This is a genomic window from Mangrovimonas sp. TPBH4 (assembly GCF_001280505.1).
Taxonomy (GTDB): domain Bacteria; phylum Bacteroidota; class Bacteroidia; order Flavobacteriales; family Flavobacteriaceae; genus Mangrovimonas_A.
In genome coordinates this window covers 290,001-310,063 of sequence record NZ_LBIO01000042.1, presented here as the reverse complement: position 1 = coordinate 310,063, position 20,063 = coordinate 290,001, and the positions used below count along the sequence as shown (strand labels likewise).

Annotated in this window: 20 protein-coding genes; 11 read left to right on the top strand and 9 right to left on the bottom strand. The window is 39.8% G+C overall.

Annotation, left to right across the window (positions count from 1 at the left end):
• Positions 1 to 127: 127 nt before the first annotated feature.
• The 8 genes from ZA05_RS07035 (at position 128) to ZA05_RS07005 (ending at position 7,006) form a co-directional block, all read left to right on the top strand.
• The gene (locus ZA05_RS07035) at positions 128 to 919 is read left to right on the top strand and encodes a DUF2490 domain-containing protein (RefSeq protein ID WP_082333708.1); all 792 of its coding nucleotides are present in this window, start codon (positions 128 to 130) and stop codon (positions 917 to 919) included.
• A 94-nt stretch (positions 920 to 1,013) separates the two neighbouring features.
• Complete coding sequence (locus tag ZA05_RS18015) at positions 1,014 to 1,184, top strand: DUF1059 domain-containing protein (protein ID WP_082333707.1); 171 nt, start codon at positions 1,014 to 1,016, stop codon at positions 1,182 to 1,184.
• A gap of 223 nt (positions 1,185 to 1,407) precedes the next feature.
• Complete coding sequence (locus tag ZA05_RS07030; RefSeq protein WP_157514581.1) at positions 1,408 to 1,920, top strand: TrmH family RNA methyltransferase; 513 nt, start codon at positions 1,408 to 1,410, stop codon at positions 1,918 to 1,920.
• Positions 1,921 to 2,112: 192 nt separating this feature from the next.
• Positions 2,113 to 4,233 (top strand): T9SS type B sorting domain-containing protein, encoded by a 2,121-nt coding sequence (locus tag ZA05_RS07025; RefSeq protein WP_053990965.1) that lies wholly within the window; start codon positions 2,113 to 2,115, stop codon positions 4,231 to 4,233.
• 80 nt (positions 4,234 to 4,313) lie between these two features.
• Positions 4,314 to 4,883: a DUF4256 domain-containing protein gene (locus tag ZA05_RS07020; RefSeq protein ID WP_053990964.1), complete on the top strand. Its 570-nt coding sequence runs from the start codon at positions 4,314 to 4,316 to the stop codon at positions 4,881 to 4,883.
• 128 nt (positions 4,884 to 5,011) lie between these two features.
• On the top strand, positions 5,012 to 5,671 hold the full coding sequence (locus ZA05_RS07015; RefSeq protein WP_157514580.1) for an outer membrane protein: 660 nt from the start codon (positions 5,012 to 5,014) through the stop codon (positions 5,669 to 5,671).
• A gap of 135 nt (positions 5,672 to 5,806) precedes the next feature.
• Positions 5,807 to 6,304, top strand: a complete 498-nt coding sequence (locus tag ZA05_RS07010) for a DinB family protein (protein WP_053990962.1) — start codon at positions 5,807 to 5,809, stop codon at positions 6,302 to 6,304.
• Between the two features lie 18 nt (positions 6,305 to 6,322).
• Entirely contained in the window at positions 6,323 to 7,006 is a 684-nt protein-coding gene (locus ZA05_RS07005; protein ID WP_082333706.1) for a methyltransferase, read from the top strand.
• Positions 7,007 to 7,072: 66 nt separating this feature from the next.
• Here ZA05_RS07005 and katG read toward each other — a convergent pair whose 3' ends face one another.
• Entirely contained in the window at positions 7,073 to 9,346 is a 2,274-nt protein-coding gene (gene katG / locus ZA05_RS07000) for a catalase/peroxidase HPI (protein ID WP_053990960.1), read from the bottom strand.
• Between the two features lie 253 nt (positions 9,347 to 9,599).
• Between katG and ZA05_RS06995 the strand changes: the two genes are divergently transcribed.
• Positions 9,600 to 11,429 (top strand): DUF885 family protein, encoded by a 1,830-nt coding sequence (locus ZA05_RS06995; RefSeq protein ID WP_053990959.1) that lies wholly within the window; start codon positions 9,600 to 9,602, stop codon positions 11,427 to 11,429.
• A 69-nt stretch (positions 11,430 to 11,498) separates the two neighbouring features.
• Here the strand turns inward: ZA05_RS06995 and ZA05_RS06990 are convergent, their stop codons facing one another.
• Positions 11,499 to 12,098 (bottom strand): peroxiredoxin-like family protein, encoded by a 600-nt coding sequence (locus ZA05_RS06990; RefSeq protein ID WP_082333705.1) that lies wholly within the window; start codon positions 12,096 to 12,098, stop codon positions 11,499 to 11,501.
• Positions 12,099 to 12,253: 155 nt separating this feature from the next.
• Between ZA05_RS06990 and ZA05_RS06985 the strand changes: the two genes are divergently transcribed.
• The gene (locus ZA05_RS06985) at positions 12,254 to 13,066 is read left to right on the top strand and encodes a purine-nucleoside phosphorylase (protein WP_053990957.1); all 813 of its coding nucleotides are present in this window, start codon (positions 12,254 to 12,256) and stop codon (positions 13,064 to 13,066) included.
• Positions 13,067 to 13,112: 46 nt separating this feature from the next.
• A complete protein-coding gene (locus ZA05_RS06980; RefSeq protein WP_231632463.1) occupies positions 13,113 to 13,904 on the top strand; it encodes an alpha/beta hydrolase in 792 nt (263 codons plus the stop codon).
• Here the strand turns inward: ZA05_RS06980 and ZA05_RS06975 are convergent.
• The 7 genes from ZA05_RS06975 to ZA05_RS06945 all read right to left on the bottom strand — a co-directional run bounded on the left by ZA05_RS06975 (position 13,893) and on the right by ZA05_RS06945 (position 20,044).
• Positions 13,893 to 14,672, bottom strand: coding sequence for an RMD1 family protein (locus ZA05_RS06975; RefSeq protein ID WP_053990955.1), 780 nt, complete (start codon positions 14,670 to 14,672; stop codon positions 13,893 to 13,895). The two genes, ZA05_RS06980 and ZA05_RS06975, sit on opposite strands and share 12 nt — an antisense overlap.
• On the bottom strand, positions 14,672 to 15,085 hold the full coding sequence (locus ZA05_RS06970) for a VOC family protein (RefSeq protein WP_053990954.1): 414 nt from the start codon (positions 15,083 to 15,085) through the stop codon (positions 14,672 to 14,674). Before ZA05_RS06970 ends, ZA05_RS06975 begins: the two co-directional genes overlap by 1 nt.
• 173 nt (positions 15,086 to 15,258) lie before the next feature.
• Entirely contained in the window at positions 15,259 to 15,582 is a 324-nt protein-coding gene (locus ZA05_RS06965) for a hypothetical protein (RefSeq protein ID WP_053990953.1), read from the bottom strand.
• Positions 15,583 to 15,584: 2 nt separating this feature from the next.
• Positions 15,585 to 16,565, bottom strand: coding sequence for a deoxyhypusine synthase family protein (locus ZA05_RS06960; RefSeq protein ID WP_053990952.1), 981 nt, complete (start codon positions 16,563 to 16,565; stop codon positions 15,585 to 15,587).
• Entirely contained in the window at positions 16,552 to 17,493 is a 942-nt protein-coding gene (speB, locus tag ZA05_RS06955; RefSeq protein ID WP_053990951.1) for an agmatinase, read from the bottom strand. Before speB ends, ZA05_RS06960 begins: the two co-directional genes overlap by 14 nt.
• Positions 17,483 to 18,883, bottom strand: coding sequence for an arginine decarboxylase (locus tag ZA05_RS06950; protein ID WP_053990950.1), 1,401 nt, complete (start codon positions 18,881 to 18,883; stop codon positions 17,483 to 17,485). Before ZA05_RS06950 ends, speB begins: the two co-directional genes overlap by 11 nt.
• Before the next feature lie 321 nt (positions 18,884 to 19,204).
• A complete protein-coding gene (locus tag ZA05_RS06945) occupies positions 19,205 to 20,044 on the bottom strand; it encodes a pseudouridine synthase (protein WP_053990949.1) in 840 nt (279 codons plus the stop codon).
• Positions 20,045 to 20,063: the final 19 nt, after the last annotated feature.

Here is a 20,063-nt window from a genome sequence, read left to right as displayed (position 1 = left end):
ACGTGCTTTTCTGTTTTTTATAGGATTTTTATTGATATTTTTATGATATAAGAGTTTACAAAAAAAACCCTTAAGCATTTACATCAATGCCCCAACGGCATTGTTACAGGCCTCAAAACAACAACATATGGCAGTAAACAAGCGTCTACACTTCAAGACAAAACATGTTTTGTGTCCATCTTGGCTATATTTAGTCATGCTGTTGTGCTGTTTATATGCCTCTCCAACACTATATGCACAAACTGAGGAACCACTAGAAGAGAACACCTCAGACTTCACCCGACAGCTATGGGTAGATTTTAGGCCCTATTGGAACATTGGCAACAACCAACGTTTTACTTTGGAAGTTGGATATCGCACCATTTGGCCCAAACATTGGCACCGATTTGTTACCCGGCTCCATTACCAATACACAGCAGACACCCTGCTGTTTAAAGCCTTTAAACACAAAGAAACCCTGTATGCAGGAGCTGGTCTGTTTTTTCTAAGTTCCAAAAATGATATCAACTCTTTAGAGATACGGCCTCACCAAGGGTATACCTTTGCCTTTAATTGGGCTCCGCGTTTTGAATTTGCCCAGTCCCTGCAACTCGAAGAACGCTTTATGTTTACAGAATTAGACGATGACGATGTGTTTGGGATGCGTTTGCGCTACAAGGTTAAGGGTACCATTGGCTTGGAAGGTTTTGGCTTTGGAGAGGAACAGGGCTTTTATATTCCCCTGGAAATAGAGTTCTTCTTCAATTTGATAAAGTCTACCCAGTTTAACGATGTCATTCGTATAACACCTGGCATAGGATATAAAATCAGCAAAGGCTTTAAAATTGAAGCCAATGCCGCCTACCATTACACCAAATACGAGGTTTATGAACGCACCAACGATATCGTTTTTAGACTGAAGGTGTTTAAGAAGTTTTAAAGCATAAAGCCCTAGAGCTCAATATTTTTTCTTAATTTAAGGCTCACGCCCCTAGCAAAGAGAAACTTAAACAATTCACATAAATTAAGTACTCATGGAAAAAACAATTAAATGCAGGGATGTAGGGTTTGACTGTGATGGTGTTATCAAAGCCAGCTCAGAGGAAGAAGCCCTAAAATTGGCAGCCGAACACGCCAAAACCGTACACGGCTTAACAGAGATTACACCCGAAGTGGTTGAAAAAATCAAATCGGTGATGACTTGACACTTAAGTAATAGCTCAATGGATCATTACTAAAACATAATTTCAGTGTAGTGTCGCCAATGTAGCAATAGCGCCATAATGATGCTGCTAAAAAGTGTCCTCCCTTCCTAAGCACACAATTTATTTTTGTTATAGCATTTAAAGCCAGTGACCATAAAACGTGACTGGCTTTTTAATTTGTAATACCTTCGCATAAATTGGATACCCTAACTTGAAACATCTTGTGAGCACACCACAACTTATCGCCGTTTTGGAAAACCCCAACTATATCATGAACATTGGCACTGTGATAAGAAACGTCAATGCCCTTGGGGTAGACAAGCTTTACGTTATTGACGGCCTTAACCGCCTTGAAAATGATTTGGAACAACTGCGCCAGCGCAAATCTATTTTAAAACACTCCAAAGGCGCTGTAAAATATACCCATGTACAACGCTTTGGCACTTCTGATGAATGTTTTGACTTTTTGGAAAAACAAGGATTTTGCAGTGTAGGCACCTCTCCACATAGCCACGGAGTGCAGCATTACCGCCTTCCGGAAAGCCCATTAACCCAGCCCCAATTGGCCATTTGGTTTGGAGACGAGGCCAATGGTTTAAGTGATACGGTCCTGCAACGCTGCCAATTTTGTATTAGCATTGATATGATGGGCAATGTAGAAAGTTTGAATTTGGCTACCTCTACCGGTATTGTCCTTTACGAAGCCATTAGGCAACGCAGGAACATGCCAACTTAAAGTTCTTATAAAACAGCATGCTATTATCCAAAACTACTGGCACATCCAGCAATTAATGGTCGATAGTTTTTGAGGATTTGTAGATGGCTTTGCCGCAATAGTAGATCTCTTTTTGAAGGCAGCCCAACATTAGGCTAATTTGTAAACAAAAAGACCTTGTTTACAAAATCGCTTTATTCTTTGCTGTTTGTCATGGCAGCAGTCTGTTCGGTAAACGCTCAACTGTGCGAGGGCAGTTTGGGAGACCCTATTGTAAATATAGATTTTGGTTCGGGAACCGCTACCCATGGTTCGCCTTTGGGCAGTGATATCACCAGTTATAGTTGGACCACGGCCGATTTTCCACAGGACGGCTATTATACCATAGAAAGTACCACCAACACACCAAATACTTGGTGGACCACCACAGACCATACAGGAGGCGGATACATGATGGTCGTAAATGCCAGTTTTTCCATCACCGACTATTTTTATAAGAAAACCGTAACTGGACTTTGCCCTAATACGACCTACGAGTTTGCGGTTTGGATCATGAACCTGCTCCGAAGTACCGACAACAGCTTACCCAATATTACCCTGACCATTGAACAGGAAGATGGCACAATCTTGAACTCATATAATACCGGAGACATCCCCTTGCAGTCTAGCGCGGTTTGGAAACAGTATGGATTCTTCTTTACCACACCCCCCGATATTGAAACAGTTGTAATACGAATGCGCAACAACAAGGTAGGTGCTGCACCTGGAAACGACATTGCATTGGATGATATTACTTTTCGCCCCTGTGGACCAACAGTCACCACAGCCGTGGAAGATGAATCCAGCGCTACCCTAACAGTCTGCGAAAATGAAACGGTAAACTATACCTTGCAGGGCACCGTGTCCTCCGGATATACCAACCCCATGTACCAATGGCAAACAAGTACTGACGGGGGAAGTACCTGGATAGATATTCCGGGAGCCACAGCTATTGACTATACGTTTACGGTAAGCTCAACACCGGGTACCTACATGTATCGATTGGCCGTTGCCGATGAAGGGAATATTGATTCGGCGGCTTGTAGGATAGTTTCGGAGATCATTACCATTGAAGTATTGGAAACCCCGGTAGTTTTGACAGGGGAAACAGAGCAGGAATTTTGCACAACACAACAGCCCACCGTATCCGATTTGGAAGTTAATGGATCGGCAGTTTGGTACGACAATTTGGAAGGAGGCAACCAGCTTATGGAGACTGCCTCGTTGGTTAATGGTACTACGTATTATGCTGCCCAAGAAACCGTAAACGGCTGTGAAAGTGATGAGCGTTTGGGCATAACCGTAACAATCGTTTCCCCTACTCTTGCCATCAATGATGTGTCGGATATTTTTTGTGATGATTTGAACGATGGTGTAGAAACTATTAACATCACCAATTATGAAGCCGAAATGGCCACCTGTACCGATTGTATCTTTACGTGCTTCACCTCTTTGGAAGGCGCCGAAAATGTATCTCTAGATTCACAGATTAGCTCACCTCAAGCCTATGAATTGACTTCAGAAGATGAAACCATATATGTTAGAATTGACTCTTCAGATCAATGCTACCAAATAGCACAATTGAGCTTGCAATTACAAAGTACTCCGGAGACTCCCTTAGAGGAAACCATGGTCCTTTGCGAAGGTGCCACACTTACCCTTGATGCGGGTTCAGGGTTCTATGACTATCTATGGTCCACTGGAGAAACGACCTCTTCCATAACCGTTTCAGAAGTTGGAACTTATTCGGTAACGGTAACCCAAGATTTGAGTGATATATTCTGTTCGTCAACTCTAGACATTGATGTGGTTCTGGGCAATGCGCCTTCCATAGAAAACATTGTCATTGACGATTGGAGCGATTCCCAAAACAGCATAACCATCAATCTTACAGACAGCAGTATTGGGGATTATGAATATTCCATAGATGGTTTTATATTTCAGGACAGTAATGTGTTTACAGACCTGCCAAGTGGCGAGTATACGGTATATGTACAGGAGAAAAATGGCTGCGGAAATGCTTCGGAAGTGGTATACCTACTTTATTACAAAAAGTTTTTCACCCCCAACGGCGATACCTACAATGACACTTGGAGCATTGAGTTTACCGACGAAGAGCCCACATTAACCACTAAAATCTATGACCGATATGGCAAGCTATTGACACACCTGAGGGCAGACGATGCTTGGGACGGCACGTTTAATGGCTGTATGATGCCATCCAATGACTATTGGTTTGTGGTAACACGGGCAAACGGCAAAACCCACACAGGGCATTTTACCTTGAAACAATAACTCATCTGTTTTTAGCTCCTCCTAAGTTTAAGGGCAAATATGTATCTTTAGGACGCTACAATTAGAAACAAGAGTCCAAGATGACAATCCCACATATAAAAGAGCTATCCACTGAAGCTTCAGAATCTATATTAAACACCTTGCAACAACGCTTTGAAGCGAATAAGCATCGTCACCACAATTTGGAATGGCAACATATAGCGTCTAAACTTCAGGACAGCCCTAGCAAGTTGTGGTCTTTGTTCCAAATGGAAGAAACAGGAGGCGAACCAGACGTGATTGATTACGATTCCTCTACAGATACTTACCTGTTTGTGGATTGCGCTCCCGAAAGTCCTAAAGGCAGACGAAGTGCCTGCTATGACAGGGCGGCCCAAGAGTCACGTAAAAAGTTCAAACCCAAACACAACGTCCAGGACCTTGCTGCGGATATAGGCATTGAACTACTAAACGAAACGCAATACCGACACCTACAAACCTTAGGGCATTTTGATGCCAAAACCTCCAGTTGGATTGCCACCCCTGAAAACATCAGAAAATTAGGTGGCGCCCTCTTTGCCGATTACAGGTACGATACCGTTTTTGTATACCACAATGGTGCCGAAAGCTACTATGCCGCCCGTGGTTTTAGAGGCTGCCTTCACGTTTAGACATCTTTACATTAGCTATTCCCTTTGCTGAAAACGCTTTCAATGTTAAGAAATAGCCAATAAGTTGTTAAGTGCTTTTGTTGGCACAAACATTGAAAGAAGAAGATTACAATCTTAAAAATTTAATTATGAAAAAAGTATTGATGATCTTCACAGTATTACTCCATGGCGCTATAAGTGCACAAGAAAGTCCGCAGGACAACAACAACTTCCAAATAGACAAAGGTATTTGGAGCATTGAAGGGGATGTTTCCTTTAATTATGGAAAAAGTGAGAACCTCCAAAATTATATAGGAGAATCCACAGGATACGGCTTTGCCATTTCTCCTAAGGTTGGATACACCCTTAACAACAATTTAATTTTGGGCTTAGGATTTGACTACGCTCACACTTCTAGAGAGACTGAAAGGGAAGACCCCTCTGATAACTCCACAAATAAAACCGACCACTATGGTATATTTCCATATATAAAAAAATACTTCCCTCTTAGCAAAAAATTAGCATTGCATGTTCAAGCTGAAACTAGATACACGAAATACAAACCAAGTATTGAGAATGCTTCAGCCGAAGTAACCACTAGCATGGAAAGCCATGAGTTGTTTATAGGTCTGCGACCTGGGATTTCCTATAGTTTATCAAAAAACATTTTAATGCAAGCAAACATAGGTGCTTTAGGATATAATTCTGGTAAATCTGAAAGAGATGGCGAGGACTACGCAAAAGGTAATTCCTTTGAATTCTCTTTAAAATCATCCAATTTATATTTCGGTATCGTCTGGCTTATCTAAAAAGCGTAAGGAATAAACAATTGTCAAAAATTCAGAACTTAATTTATAGTACAAAGCAACAGAAGCCACTGCAATAATACAGTGGCTTTTTTGTAACTTGTAATTACCATATAGAGCCCATAAAAAACTAAAAAAATGGAGGATATAGAACATTTTATTACCAGTTTGGAGCACACTCCCGCAATTCTCCAAAACTTGTTGAATTATATCCCTACAGACCTGTACAAACTTAGACGTGTGGAAACCAAATGGAGCATTCATGAGCAAGTTTGCCATTTGGTGGAAGCACAAGCAATCCTGATGGCGCGTTTCAAAAAATTTGAGACAGAAGAACACCCACACATCGAAAGTTACATCCCTGACGCAAAAAGACCTCATGATTATTACCTTCAACAAAACTTGGAAGCAGCCCTCGAAGCATTCCCAAAACTAAGAAGCCAATTAGTAACCATGCTTAAAGGTTTTAATGATAGCTATTGGCAAAAAAGTGGTACCCACGATGCCTTTACCCCTTACAATACGCAATTGTTACTTACCCATACCTTGAATGTGGATCATGTTCATTTGTTCAGTATTGAGCAATTAGGATTGACCAAACCAGGCTTGGAAGCTGAAATCATGACACTTCCCTAACAAACAAAACAACCCAAAATGATCAAAAGCAGCTACAACCCAATATTTAAAAGACAGTTTTGGCACTTGGCCTTTCTTTTAAGTCTATTGATGGTTTTATCGCTGCTTTTTAGCAATCTCCCCGAATTAAGCGAAGGCCAGCTTTGGGGGATTTCAACAAAAACTTGGAGCCTTTTGGCCATTGCCGTACCCATTGTGCATCAAGTATATGTGCTCTTGTGCTGGCGTTTCGAACTATATTTTCAGAGTCTTTCCAAATGGTTTGGTCCCAAAGGGTTTCAACTTTATAAAATTGGCTTTGCAGTTCTTATTCTCTTGCGCCCCATAAGCTTGGTTCTTTTGGCCATCTCCAATGCCCATACCTTAGATTTACCAAGGTGGCTTTCGCTGGCAGCATCCCTCATCTTGTTTATTCCTGCAGCGTATTTATTCTATTCTGTAAAAACCTATTTCGGAATTGATAGAGCCTTTGGCATTGACCACTTCTACCCCGAACAATACAAAAACACCCCTATTGTTAGCCAAGGTATTTTTAAATACACCAGCAATGGCATGTATGTTTTTGGTTTCTTTCTACTTTGGATTCCTGGCTTCCTTTGGGAATCGAAGACGGCCTTATGGCTTGCCTTCTTCAATCATTTATACATTTGGGTACATTACTACACTACGGAGAAGCCAGACATGGTAAAAATCTATGGATAAAAACCCGTCTAATAAAAAAAGGCCAACCCTAAGGTCAGCCTCTTTCATTCTAATTAAAGGAACTATTTATTTATAGATCAAATCAAAGCGATCCAACTTCATTACCTTATCCCAAGCTGCCACGAAGTCTTTTACAAACTTAGCTTCAGCATCGGCACTTCCGTACACTTCTGCCAAGGCTCTTAACTCAGAGTTAGAACCAAAGATAAGGTCGGCACGAGTAGCAGTATACTTCAACTCACCAGTAGCTCTGTCTCTTCCTTCGAAGGTCTCCTTAGTGTCGTCGATAGCTTTCCACTCAGTGCTCATATCCAATAGATTTACAAAGAATCCATTGTTTAATTGTTCATTGCTATCAGTGAAAATTCCGTGCTTAGAACCGTCATAGTTGGCTCCCATAGCTCTCATTCCACCAACCAATACAGTCATTTCAGGAGCTGTAAGGGTTAACAATTGTGCTTTGTCCACCAACAATTCTTCTGTTGAAATGGTGTATTGCGTTTTTAAGTAATTACGGAATCCGTCAGCCATTGGCTCCAACAATCCGAAAGATTCTACATCTGTTTGGTCTTGAACGGCATCCATACGCCCAGGTACAAATGGTACGTTTACGCTATGTCCAGCGTTAGCCGCTGCCTTCTCAACTCCTGCTGCTCCAGCCAATACAATTAAATCGGCCATAGATACTTTTTTGGCTCCAGACTTAGCATTGAATTCCGCTTGAATATTTTCCAGAACGCCCAATACTTTAGCCAATTGCTTAGGATTATTTACTTCCCAATCTTTTTGAGGCGCCAATCTAATTCTTGCACCGTTGGCACCACCTCTTCTATCTGAACCTCTATAGGTAGATGCAGAAGCCCAAGCAGTACTTACCATTTCGTTAATCGTCAATCCTGAGTTAAGGATGCTAGCTTTCAAGCTTTCAATATCTTTTTTGTTGATCAATTCGTGGTTAACCGCAGGAATTGGATCTTGCCAAATTAAATCTTCAGTTGGCGCTTCAGGACCTAAATAGGTTGTTTTTGGCCCCATATCTCTGTGGGTCAACTTAAACCATGCACGAGCAAAAGCTTCGTTGAATGATTCTGGGTTCTCATAGAATTTTCTAGAAATCTTTTCAAAACTAGGATCCATTCTTAAAGATAAATCGGTAGTGAACATGGTAGGCTTGTGTTTCTTTTCAGAATCGTAAGCATCTGGCACCATCATTTTAGGCTCTCCTTTGGCTACCCATTGGTGACCTCCCGCAGGGCTTTTAGTCAATTCCCACTCGTTTTCAAACAAACTGAAGAAGAACATATGACTCCATCTTGTAGGCGTAGCAGTCCAAGTTACTTCCAAACCAGAAGTAATGGCATCTGCACCTTTTCCAGACTTATAAGAACTCTTCCATCCAAAACCCTGCTCCTCGATTCCAGCACCTTCTGGATCTGCTCCTACGTGAGATGCAGGTCCTGCTCCGTGTGCTTTACCTAAAGTGTGTCCACCAGCGATAAGCGCAACTGTTTCCTCTTCATTCATTCCCATTCTACCAAACGTAGCGCGAATGTCGTCTGCTGCCAATAATGGATCTGGCACACCGTTAGGTCCTTCTGGGTTTACGTAGATCAATCCCATTTGTACTGCTGCCAAAGGATTTTCCAATTCACGCTCTCCTGAGTAACGCTTTTCGTCACTTAACCATTCTTTCTCAGCTCCCCAGTATACATCAATTTCTGGTTCCCACATGTCTTCTCTACCTCCAGCAAAACCAAAAGTTTTAAAGCCCATATCTTCCAAGGCAACGTTTCCGGTCAATACCATTAAATCGGCCCAAGAAATCTTCTTACCATACTTTTGTTTGATTGGCCAAATTAAACGTCTCGCCTTATCCAAGTTGGCGTTGTCTGGCCAGCTGTTAAGCGGCGCAAAACGTTGTTGACCCGCACGTGATCCTCCACGACCATCGGCAGAACGATATGTCCCGGCACTATGCCATGCCATACGGATGAACAATCCTCCATAGTGACCAAAATCTGCTGGCCACCAATCTTGAGACTCTGTCAAAACTTTTCTAATATCTCCTTTAAGAGCGTTATAGTCTAGGCTGTTGAATTCTTCAATGTAATCAAAGTCTTCCGCCATAGGGTTAGACAAGTCAGAATTTTGTCTAAGAATCCCCAAGTTCAATTGATTTGGCCACCAATCGCTGTTGCTGGTTGCCTTCATATTGGAACTACTTTTCTTAGTGGCACCAGAACTGGCATCCACTTGAGCTGTGTGCTCTGAGTTTCCTTGACAGGCCACCATAGTTACACCTATGGCTACCAATAAGGCACGTGTTAGTGTTTTTTTCATATCCTTTATGCTTAGTTAATGAGATTTTACGGTGCAAGAATACTCCATATAACAATGGTCAACACTATAAGTACCATCAATAGTTTTTATTTTACCATCATTAAAATCAATACAGATTCACCATTTTAAATAAGAGCCTTAATCCCTTATAGTTAGAAAGGCCTTACAAAGGGGATTCTTTACGAAATACCTGCTTATTGTAAAAAAAGATTAGTTTTACAACCATCATGATTTTAAAACACATAAGTTATTTATGAAAACTTTACGATTAACCCTTGCTTCCCTAGCCATGATAAGCCTTGCGGGCTGTGGAGAAGACAAAGCGCAAAAAGATAAAACGGAGTTCACAGTAGACCTCATTAAAGAGAATTCAGATAAAGCCAATACCTTTTTTGATAAAAGTTTCGAGCTTGGATTGGATCGCTCCCCAATGGAACAAAGTTATTTGGGCATAAAAAAAGACTACGATAAATGGGATGATATGTCTCCAGAACACTTGGACGAATCTCTAGAAATTGCCAAAACAGAATTGCAATACGCCAAAGATTCCATTGATCCCAAAGCTTTAGATACCCAAACAAAACTGAGCTATAAATTATTTGTTGAAGGCTTGGAGAACAACATTGCAGATTACAAATGGCGTTTTTACAACTATCCTGTCAACCAAATGCATGGGATGCACTCAGAAATACCATCATTCTTAATCAACATTCACACAGTAACAGATTCCAGTGATGCAGTTGCCTACATTTCCAGACTGAAAGGTGTTGAACCCTTATTTGACCAATTAATCAAGAATTTGGAAATCCGTGAAACCAACGGCATTGTAACTCCAAAATTTGTATTCCCAAGAGTCATTGAAGACTGCAAAAATATTATCAAAGGCGCTCCTTTTGATGCAGGTTCGCCTTCTACCCTTCTTAATGATTTTGAAACCAAAGTAAATGCCTTGACCATTGCTGACACCAGTAAAGCAGCCTTGATCAAAGATGCAGAAGTAGCATTAAAAACCAGCGTAAAACCTGGATATGATAAACTCATCGCATTTTTGGAATCTCAAGCTACCAGAGCTACTACAGATGACGGTTGTTGGAAATTCCCTGAAGGCGAAACATTTTACCAAAATCGCTTAAAGCGCATCACTACAACCAACCTAACTGCAGAGGAAATCCATGAAATAGGATTAAAAGAAGTGGCTCGTATTCATGGTGAGATGCTAGAAATCATGAAAGAGGTAAACTTTGAAGGCAGCTTACAAGACTTCTTTAAATTTTTGAAAGAAGACGAGCAATTTTACTATCCAAATACCGAAGAAGGTAAAGCGGAATATATAGCTAAAGCAACAGATATCATCAATACCATGCGTGGACATTTGGACGACATTTTTATCACCAAACCTAAAGCTGAAATCCAAGTAAAACGCGTAGAAGCTTTCCGTGAAAACTCAGCTGGAAAAGCTTTTTACAATTCTGGAACACCTGACGGATCACGTCCTGGAACGTACTATGCCAATCTAGCCAACACCAAAAACATGCCTAAGTTTGAAATGGAGGCCTTGGCGTATCATGAAGGTATTCCCGGGCACCATATGGACAGAAGCATCGCCCAAGAGCTAACCGGGATTCCTAAATTCAGAAAATTTGGAAGCTACACCGCTTATGTTGAAGGTTGGGGGCTTTACAGTGAATTCATCCCGAAGGAAATGGGCTTCTATGAAGATCCTTACTCCAACTATGGGCGTTTGGCCATGGAACTTTGGAGAGCCTGCCGCTTGGTTGTCGATACGGGAATCCATGCCAAAAAATGGACTAGACAGGAAGGTCTCGATTATTATATGACCAATACTTCTGGTAGTGACCGCGAATGTGTGCGTATGGTAGAGCGCCATATTGTGATGCCAGGACAGGCTACGGCCTACAAAATTGGCATGCTCAAGATTTTGGAATTGCGCAAGATGGCCAAGGAAAAATTGGGAGATAAGTTCGACCTTAGGGAATTCCATGAAGTGGTATTGACCAATGGAGCTGTTCCTTTAAGTGTTTTGGAAGACTTGGTAAACGAATGGATTGCATCCAAACAATAAGCCAAAATTATAACATGTAAAAAAAGCCGAGACAATTTCACCTCGGCTTTTTTTTATTATCACCAACCCTTACATATCTTCTTTTAAAGTTTCCAAAACAGCTAGCAATAAGGGTGTACTTAACCGCACTTTATAATTAGGATTAATATATTCAAACAGAATATCACCGGAAGTATTGAGCACAAACACAGAAGGTACAGGAAGCACTTCTGTAGCATCCATTTTTGTTTTATTCGCAATATACATTTTGGCCATTCCTGGAGTTTCAAACCCTATTCCTACTTCTTGGATTAACTTGGCATCAGGATCTGCATACACTTGATATTTCATGGCATGTGTAAAAACTGTCGGCCTTAGGTTTTTGAAATGGTCTGGGCTTATTGCAATTATTTGATAACCCAAATCCAAAATTTCTTTTTCTGCCTCAGCCAAAGCCCCCAGCTGTGTATTACAATAAGGACACCAGCCTCCTCTATAAAACACCAAAACTGTTGGCTTTTCCTTTATCAAATTTTGCAGAGACAATTCATCTCCATTAAGATCCAAAACCTTGGCTTTTGGAATAGTTTCTCCTACAAGTAAAGGACTAACATCTTCGGCTTGTTTAGGAATTTGCGACTGAACCATTAAGGTAAAACAGCTAAAAAGAATGAGTAATTTGGAAGTCATGTGTAGTTTCAATTAGGTTTATCAGTGTATTATTACAATTTCCTTCTTTGGTCTTGGCAACGACCATCACCTTACATTTAGCAACAATTTAGCTATTTAATTGTTTGAAGTTCGTGCTATAATAGATATTTTTGAAAGTATTAAATTTACTACCTATGATTACCTATATCAATGAAACTGTTGAATATTTAAAAGACAAAGGATTTGACAGCCCTGAAGTAGGGATTATCCTGGGGACCGGTTTAGGTGCCTTGATTAACGATGTCACTATTTTAAAAGAGGTAAGCTACAACCACATCCCTAACTTTCCAACTGCAACAGTTGAGTTCCATAAAGGGAAATTAATTTATGGGGAACTGGAAGGCAAAAAGGTAGTGATTATGCAAGGCCGTTTTCATTTTTATGAGGGTTATTCGCTACAAGATGTCACCTATCCGGTACGCATCATGGAAAAACTAGGCATTCACACGCTTTTGGTCTCCAATGCTTCTGGTGCAATCAACCTAAACTTCAGCAAGGGAGAACTGATGCTCATCACAGATCATATCAACCTATTGGGGAATTCGCCATTGGCCTTCAAAGGAGTGTCTCTATTAGGTGAGCGTTTCGCCGATATGAGTCAGCCCTATGATGAAGAATTGAACAATACCCTTAGAGCATTGGCACAACAACATAACATTAAATTGAACGAAGGTGTTTATGCCAGTGTATTGGGACCTCAGTTGGAAACCAAAGCCGAATACCGAATGCTGAAAATTCTAGGAGCCGATGCCGTTGGCATGAGTACCGTTCCTGAAATTATTGTGGCCAACCATCTAAACTTGCGTGCCGTGGCCATTTCTGTCTTGACCGATGAAGGAGACCCAGACAATTTACAGCCTGTGAATATAGACGACATCATTGCCACAGCTGCTTTGGCCGAGCCCAATTTAATTGTACTTACCAAGGCTTTTATTGCCTCTCTTTAGTTGACTTAAGTTGAAAATAAATCCAAAGAAAATACTCAGACGACTTTTGCGCATCCTTTTAGGGTTGGCACTTTTGTATTTTATTAGTTTGGTCTTTTTATACTTCAAACAAGAGCGTTTTTTCTTCAATCCCAAACTTTTGGACAAGGCTTACGCGTTTCAGTTCAAACAACCGTTTGAAGAACTAAATATAGAGGTTGAAGACAATGTTTCTTTGAACGCTGTTTTATTCAAAACACACAATCCAAAGGGTGTTATTTTATATCTACACGGCAATGCGGGTGCTATTCATGATTGGGGAAAACGTGCACCACTCTATTTGGGTAATGGTTATGATATTCTATTTGTGGATTATCGAGGTTATGGTAAAAGCGATGGCGAATACACCAACAGCAGTCAGCTTTTCAACGATGCACAAAAGGTTTATGACTTTACCAAAACACGCTATCCAGAAGACAACATTGTAGTATTGGGCTTTTCATTGGGCACGGGACTGGCCGCTTATCTAGCTGCCAACAACCACCCAAAAATGCTCATACTAAATGCCCCATATTATTCATGGCAAACCTTGATTACAGAAGAAATTGCCCCTCCGGTACCCAAATTTTTGTTGAAATATGACATCCCCACTTTTGAATTTATAAAGGATATAACATGTCCTGTCAAAATCTTTCATGGCACCAAAGATTTTTTGATAAGAGCAGAAACAAATTCCGAAAAGCTACAACAAATCAATCCTAATAATATCGAGCTTACCCTTATTCAGGACGCCTCGCATAATAGCATTCATATCTCGAAGCAATACTACGATGCCCTAAAAAGAACCTTAGAGAATTAGTTTTGCAATAAATAAATCAACCACCTCGATTACGATAAGGATGATGATAATCCACTCTAGCCTACTGCTCTCTTTGTGATCCATAATATCCTTAAAAAGTTCTAGGTTTTCCTTGATAATTTCGATGCGATCATGGATTAAATTATAACGGTCCTTGAGGTCAAAGGATTGCTTGAGGTCGTAATTCAGTTTATTGAGCTGCTCATTTTCCCAAGTAATTTCTGGTGAATCGAAAATATAGAGGTTTTCGGAAATCTTATTTTTAATATTGAGGATCTTACCAATAAAGCGTTTCAACTTATTTCCTGAAATATCAAGCTTTCCTTTATTTTCTAGATAGAGCGTGTGTTGATTGGTCTCAAACAGCAACTCTTCGGTAATTTCCGAATAACGGTTTAAAGCCACCGATTGAGAGGCATTGAGCATGACAAGGCGCACCATTTCCTCATTAATTTCGGGAAGGACAACCTGTTCAAATTCCACCTTTAATATGCCTGGTTGAATGGCTATCTGAACTTCCTCGGAGATTTTATCGTCCATAAAATCCCTGCAGAACGGTTTTATTTTCCCAATGGCTTCCTCAATTTCTTCAGGAGTCATATTAAAAAAGCTCACCATTCCATATTGAAAAATATAGAAGAATTTAGCCTCGGCCACCCTATAAAACAATTCATCACTGTCTGAAAACAACAGTCGCAACTCCAATCTAGTTCTACACTCCCGTGTTTGAATGGCAGCGGCAATTTGGTAGGCAATTACGGTATACATCAATATTTAAAGATTTCTTCGGGGTTTGTAAAACATTTAAACTCTACGGTGTAGTCATTAGGATCCTTTAAAAAGAAAGATTGATGTTCCCCGGTCTTTCCCGAGAGGAACTCCAATTGGGGTTTCTCTACGACCTCCTTTTGCTTTAGCTTCTGAAACAATACGGTCCATAACCTTCGGTCCAGAATAACTCCAAAATGGAAAGAAGGCAATACCTGACCTCCAAAACTGTAACTCTTGTAATCAAAATTAAAAGCACCACTTTGAGTAAATGTAATTTGATGACCAAATAAATCGATATCTACCCAGTTCTGGGAAGAACGCCCTAATTTGGCCTCCAATACATTTGTATAAAACAGTTTTGTTTTACTAATACTTAAACAGGGCAATGAAAGGTGAAATTGCGTTTCCATATAGCATTGATTTATATAAATGTAGAGTATTTTTCAATAGGTAACACTTTGACTTCTCAAAAAAAAAAACTCTCTTTAAAGCACAAAAAAACTGCCCAAATAAGGCAGCTTTTTCATTTATTTTCAGTTTAAAACGCTAGAAAACAAATCCATTTAAAAAAGGACCTTGCCCCTTAATCCTCATCGCTCGCTTCCTCTCCTGTTGGAAGATCTGGCTCCTGAACAGCTTCTGGATCGTTGCTGTCATAGTCCTCATAATCGTCTTCATCATAGTTTTCCATGGTCACAGCAAGCTTGGTACTAACTTTTACCAAATACTTAGTATCCTCTGTTGAAACTTCAACACATTCTACCCATTCATTTTTTGCATTTTTGAACGATATAATCTGGTCGTCGTCATAGCCATCGGGGAACTTTTCAACCAAAAGGGCCAAAATTTCAGGGGTTAACTTTTTAAAATCAACTATTACACGTTTTCTATTGTCTTTCTTATTCATAATTACATGTCTAATAGGTAGGCAAAAATTAGTGGTGCCACAATAGTTGCATCACTTTCTATTATATATTTTGGTGTATCGATATCTAGTTTACCCCATGTGATTTTTTCATTAGGAACGGCTCCGGAATAGGATCCGTAACTAGTAGTAGAATCACTAATTTGGCAGAAATAACTCCAGAACGGGGTATCTGTACGTTCCATATCCTGATACAGCATTGGCACCACGCAAATAGGGAAATCTCCAGCGATTCCTCCGCCTATTTGGAAAAAGCCAATTCCATTTTCAGAATTGTCGGTATACCAATCGGCCAAAAAGGTCATATATTCAATCCCCGACTTCATGGTACTGGCTTTCAACTCGCCTTTAAGAACGTAGCTGGCAAAAATATTACCCATGGTACTATCCTCCCAACCTGGTACAATAATAGGCAAATTCTTTTCGGCAGCCGCATACATCCAAGAATCTTTTAGATCGATTTCATAGTATTCCTCCAAGACTCCAGACAACAGCATTTTATACATAAATTCATGTGGAAAATAGCGTTCCCCATTGTCTTCAGCATCCTTCCATATTTTGTGAATATGGGTTTGAAGGCGTCTGAACGCTTCCTCTTCCGGGATACAGGTATCCGTTACCCTATTGAGTCCCTGCTCCAACAAATCCCATTCTTCCTGAGGGGTTAAATCTCTATAATTTGGAACTCTTTTATAGTGGGAATGGGCCACCAAATTCATGATATCCTCTTCCAAGTTGGCACCAGTACAAGAAATGATCTGTACTTTATCCTGGCGAATCATCTCCGCGAAAATCTTACCCAATTCGGCGGTACTCATGGCACCCGCCAAGGACACCAACATTTTGGCTCCCTTATTTAATTGTTCTTCATACCCTTTTGCAGCATCTACAAGAGCCGCAGCATTGAAATGTAAATAGTACTTTTCAATGAACTGTGAAATATGTCCTTTACTAGTCTTCGTCATCATCACTAAATTTAGAAAATTTATTTATACCTAAACTATTCTCATTAAAATTATTATCAAAATCTTCGTTCGCTCCACTTCCTAAGAATTTGTAAGACAGCATTTTATAATACAATTTCGCCGCTAAAAAGTCTGAAGACTTCTCATTTTCATTAGGACAAAGCTCAACAATATCAAAACCAACAACATTGCGTTCTTCAAACACCTGTTTCAAGAAATCCAAGGTTTCATACCAGAACAATCCCCCAGGTTCTGGAGTCCCTGTACTAGGCATAATGGAAGGATCCAAAGCGTCCAAATCGAAAGTAATAAAAACATTATCGGTAAGTTGGTCGATTACATTGTCTACCCAAGCATCATCTGCCGCCATTTCATGGGCAAAGTAGATTTTCTCCTCATCCATTACCGAAGTTTCCTTAATGTCCATAGAACGAATGCCCACCTGAATCAAATTTGTGGTCTGGCTCGCTTCGTACATGGCACAAGCGTGGTTGCATTTGGAACCATTGTAAGATTTACGCAAATCGGCATGGGCGTCGATGTGCAATACTGTAAGGTTATCAAAAAGCTCGTTGAAGGCCCTGATACTCCCTATGGAAATAGAGTGCTCGCCTCCAAACAATGTTACAAACTTATTACGCTTAATATATTTTTTAGTAGCTTGATGAACAGCCTCAACCATGGCCTCTGGCGAAGCATTTTCGGTTACTGGATCAGCAAGATAAATACCTTGTTTATATACTTCTGTATTGGTTTCAATGTCATAAAGCTCCATGTTTTCAGAAGCATGTAAAAAGGCCTCAGGACCTTTATCTGCCCCTTTTTGCCATGTACTTGTACCATCATAAGGCACAGGGATCAACACAATTTTTGAACTGTCCAATTTGGAATATTCCTCAGAAATCCCAGCATAAGATTTATTGCTCATGGTAACCTAAAATTTTAAGTAAGTCTTCACTTTTTTGTTGTTCACTAAATAATTTTGTTGTGATGTTGCCATCCTCATCTTTGTCTATTAAAATATGTTTTGGAGACGGAATCAAACAGTGTTGCAAACCTCCAAAACCGCCAATGGTTTCTTGGTAGGCCCCTGTGTTGAAGAAGCCAATGTACAATGGTTTATCTTTATTGTACTTTGGCAGATAAATAGCATTCATGTGCTGTTCGCTGTTGTAATAATCGTCGCTATCACAAGTCAAACCACCAAGCAGCACACGCTCATATGTTTCATTCCATCTATTGATTGGAAGCATTATAAAACGTTTGTTAATGGCCCAAGTATCTGGTAAGGTTGTAATAAATGAAGAATTGATCATGTTCCATTTTTCACGATCATTTTGTTGCTTTTGATACAACACTTCATAAATGGCCCCTCCACTTTCACCTACGGTAAAGCTTCCAAACTCCGTAAAAATATTGGGAACATCTACCCCTTCTTCTTTACATATCAAGTTGATTTGGTTTACGATTTCGTCCACCATGTACTCATAATCAAACTCAAAGCCCAAAGAGTTCTTGATAGGAAATCCTCCTCCAATATTTAAACTATCCAAGGTTGGACAAACCCGCTTTAGGTTGACATATACCTTTAAACATTTAGTAAGCTCATTCCAATAGTAAGCATTGTCGCGAATTCCCGTATTGATAAAGAAATGCAACATTTTCAGCTCTACCTTTTTGTTCTCTTTGATCTGTTTGTTGTAGAACGGCACAATATTTTTGTAGCCAATTCCCAATCTAGAGGTATAAAACTCAAATTTAGGCTCTTCTTCCGAAGCAATTCGGATTCCCACCTTGTACTTTCCGTTGATCTCTTGGGATAGCAAATCCAATTCTTCATAATTATCGATAATTGGAATACAGTTTTTGTGCCCATCATTGATCAATCTTGCAATGTTGGTAATGTATTGAGCACGCTTGAACCCATTACTGATCACATAGGTATTATTGGTAATTTTCCCCCCCTTTTTAAGGGATTCCACAATATCAATATCAAAAGCCGAAGAGGTTTCAATATGAATGTCGTTTTTCAAGGCCTCGTTGAGCACATGCTTAAAATGCGAACTCTTGGTACAGTAACAATAATTGTACTTTCCTTTGTAGTCATGCTTTTCAATGGCATCTGCAAACCATTTTTTTGCCTTGTGAATATTGTTTGAAATTTGTGGTAAGTAAGTAAACTTTAGCGGCGCCCCATAGGTTTCCACCAATTGCTTTAAATCTATATCGTGAAACTGCAAGTAACTACCTTCCAGTTTAAATTCTTCTTGAGGAAAATAAAAGGACTGATTGATTAAATCAATATATTTAGTATTCATTTTTTTATTTTATGGTTTAAAAGTGTGAATTATAAACTAATTCAATATTAACTAAAGAATAAAAAAAGAATATCAAAGCTGCAATTGCGCCTGAGTTGTAGGAATAAAGCCAAAGCTATGTTGGCTCACCAAAGGATTTTGGGCGGAAGTTAGCTTTAAAATCCGGATACTCATCTTATGAGTTGCTTTTGAATATGACTTCCTAATTTTCAAAAGCCCGAACATAAAAACAGGATTCATTTGTTCAGCTATAAGTAGTACAAATGAACTATAAAAAATTGAATTACAAGCCTTTTTTTAAAAAAAATTAAAACTTTTTAACTACAACATTTTCAATAAGTTAACCTCTTGTTCAGAAAGAAGTTTCCAATGACCTCTAGGTAGATCCTTTTTGGTAAGATGTGCGATGGCCACGCAATCGATTTTGATAATATCGTAGCCCAAATGATCAAAAATTGTACGGATGATGGTATTACCAGTATTCTTTATTTTTAACCCAACAAGGTTTTTACTTTGCCCCTCGATGTAACTAACTTCTTCTACAGCTACAAGCTTCCCGTCTATCTTAAGGCCTTCCTGAATTTTCTTCAAGTCTTCAAACTTCAGGTTTTTGTCCAAATCTATTTGGAACAATCTTGGCACTCCATTTTTAGAATTGGTAAACTTTTTAACGACGGTCTCATCATTGGTGAACAGTAACAACCCTGTAGAATTACGTCCCAAACGCCCTATAGGCTTTACTCTGGAAGAGGTAGCATTGGCAACCAAATCCATCACGGTCATTCCTTTGGCATTGCTGGTAGTAGTAGCAAAACCTTTAGGTTTGTTCAAAAGTACATAGGCCTTTTTTTCTGGGTTGATACGGGAGCCATCAAAGCGCACCTCATCCTCCAGCTTAACTTTATAGCCCATTTCAGTAACCACTTTACCATTTACAGTTACCAAGCCCATGGCAATGTTCATATCGGCATCGCGTCTGGAACATATTCCTGAATTGGCAATATATTTGTTGAGCCTTATCTCATCTGGATTGGAATTTGAAGCTGGTTTGGATTTTGGCTTAATAGGAGCATTCCCTCTAGCATAACTTTTTTTAGCGCTGCTACGTCCGCCTCTTCCTGTTGGCTTTCCCTTCTTATCACTCCCCTGTTTTCTGCTCATGGTTACTAATTTTTACTTT

What these genes read in the sequence shown, in the direction of transcription:
- ZA05_RS07005 (WP_082333706.1), top strand. Translation starts at nt 6,323, where the DNA reads ATGATCAAAAGCAGCTACAACCCAATATTTAAAAGACAGTTTTGGCAC.
- ZA05_RS07010 (WP_053990962.1), top strand. Translation starts at nt 5,807, where the DNA reads ATGGAGGATATAGAACATTTTATTACCAGTTTGGAGCACACTCCCGCA.
- ZA05_RS06970 (WP_053990954.1), bottom strand. Translation starts at nt 15,085, where the DNA reads ATGGAAACGCAATTTCACCTTTCATTGCCCTGTTTAAGTATTAGTAAA.
- ZA05_RS06975 (WP_053990955.1), bottom strand. Translation starts at nt 14,672, where the DNA reads ATGTATACCGTAATTGCCTACCAAATTGCCGCTGCCATTCAAACACGG.
- ZA05_RS06985 (WP_053990957.1), top strand. Translation starts at nt 12,254, where the DNA reads ATGATTACCTATATCAATGAAACTGTTGAATATTTAAAAGACAAAGGA.
- ZA05_RS06995 (WP_053990959.1), top strand. Translation starts at nt 9,600, where the DNA reads ATGAAAACTTTACGATTAACCCTTGCTTCCCTAGCCATGATAAGCCTT.
- ZA05_RS18015 (WP_082333707.1), top strand. Translation starts at nt 1,014, where the DNA reads ATGGAAAAAACAATTAAATGCAGGGATGTAGGGTTTGACTGTGATGGT.
- ZA05_RS06965 (WP_053990953.1), bottom strand. Translation starts at nt 15,582, where the DNA reads ATGAATAAGAAAGACAATAGAAAACGTGTAATAGTTGATTTTAAAAAG.
- ZA05_RS06960 (WP_053990952.1), bottom strand. Translation starts at nt 16,565, where the DNA reads ATGACGAAGACTAGTAAAGGACATATTTCACAGTTCATTGAAAAGTAC.
- ZA05_RS07025 (WP_053990965.1), top strand. Translation starts at nt 2,113, where the DNA reads ATGGCAGCAGTCTGTTCGGTAAACGCTCAACTGTGCGAGGGCAGTTTG.
- ZA05_RS07035 (WP_082333708.1), top strand. Translation starts at nt 128, where the DNA reads ATGGCAGTAAACAAGCGTCTACACTTCAAGACAAAACATGTTTTGTGT.
- ZA05_RS07020 (WP_053990964.1), top strand. Translation starts at nt 4,314, where the DNA reads ATGACAATCCCACATATAAAAGAGCTATCCACTGAAGCTTCAGAATCT.
- speB (WP_053990951.1), bottom strand. Translation starts at nt 17,493, where the DNA reads ATGAGCAATAAATCTTATGCTGGGATTTCTGAGGAATATTCCAAATTG.
- ZA05_RS06945 (WP_053990949.1), bottom strand. Translation starts at nt 20,044, where the DNA reads ATGAGCAGAAAACAGGGGAGTGATAAGAAGGGAAAGCCAACAGGAAGA.
- ZA05_RS06990 (WP_082333705.1), bottom strand. Translation starts at nt 12,098, where the DNA reads ATGACTTCCAAATTACTCATTCTTTTTAGCTGTTTTACCTTAATGGTT.
- ZA05_RS06950 (WP_053990950.1), bottom strand. Translation starts at nt 18,883, where the DNA reads ATGAATACTAAATATATTGATTTAATCAATCAGTCCTTTTATTTTCCT.
- ZA05_RS07015 (WP_157514580.1), top strand. Translation starts at nt 5,012, where the DNA reads ATGAAAAAAGTATTGATGATCTTCACAGTATTACTCCATGGCGCTATA.
- katG (WP_053990960.1), bottom strand. Translation starts at nt 9,346, where the DNA reads ATGAAAAAAACACTAACACGTGCCTTATTGGTAGCCATAGGTGTAACT.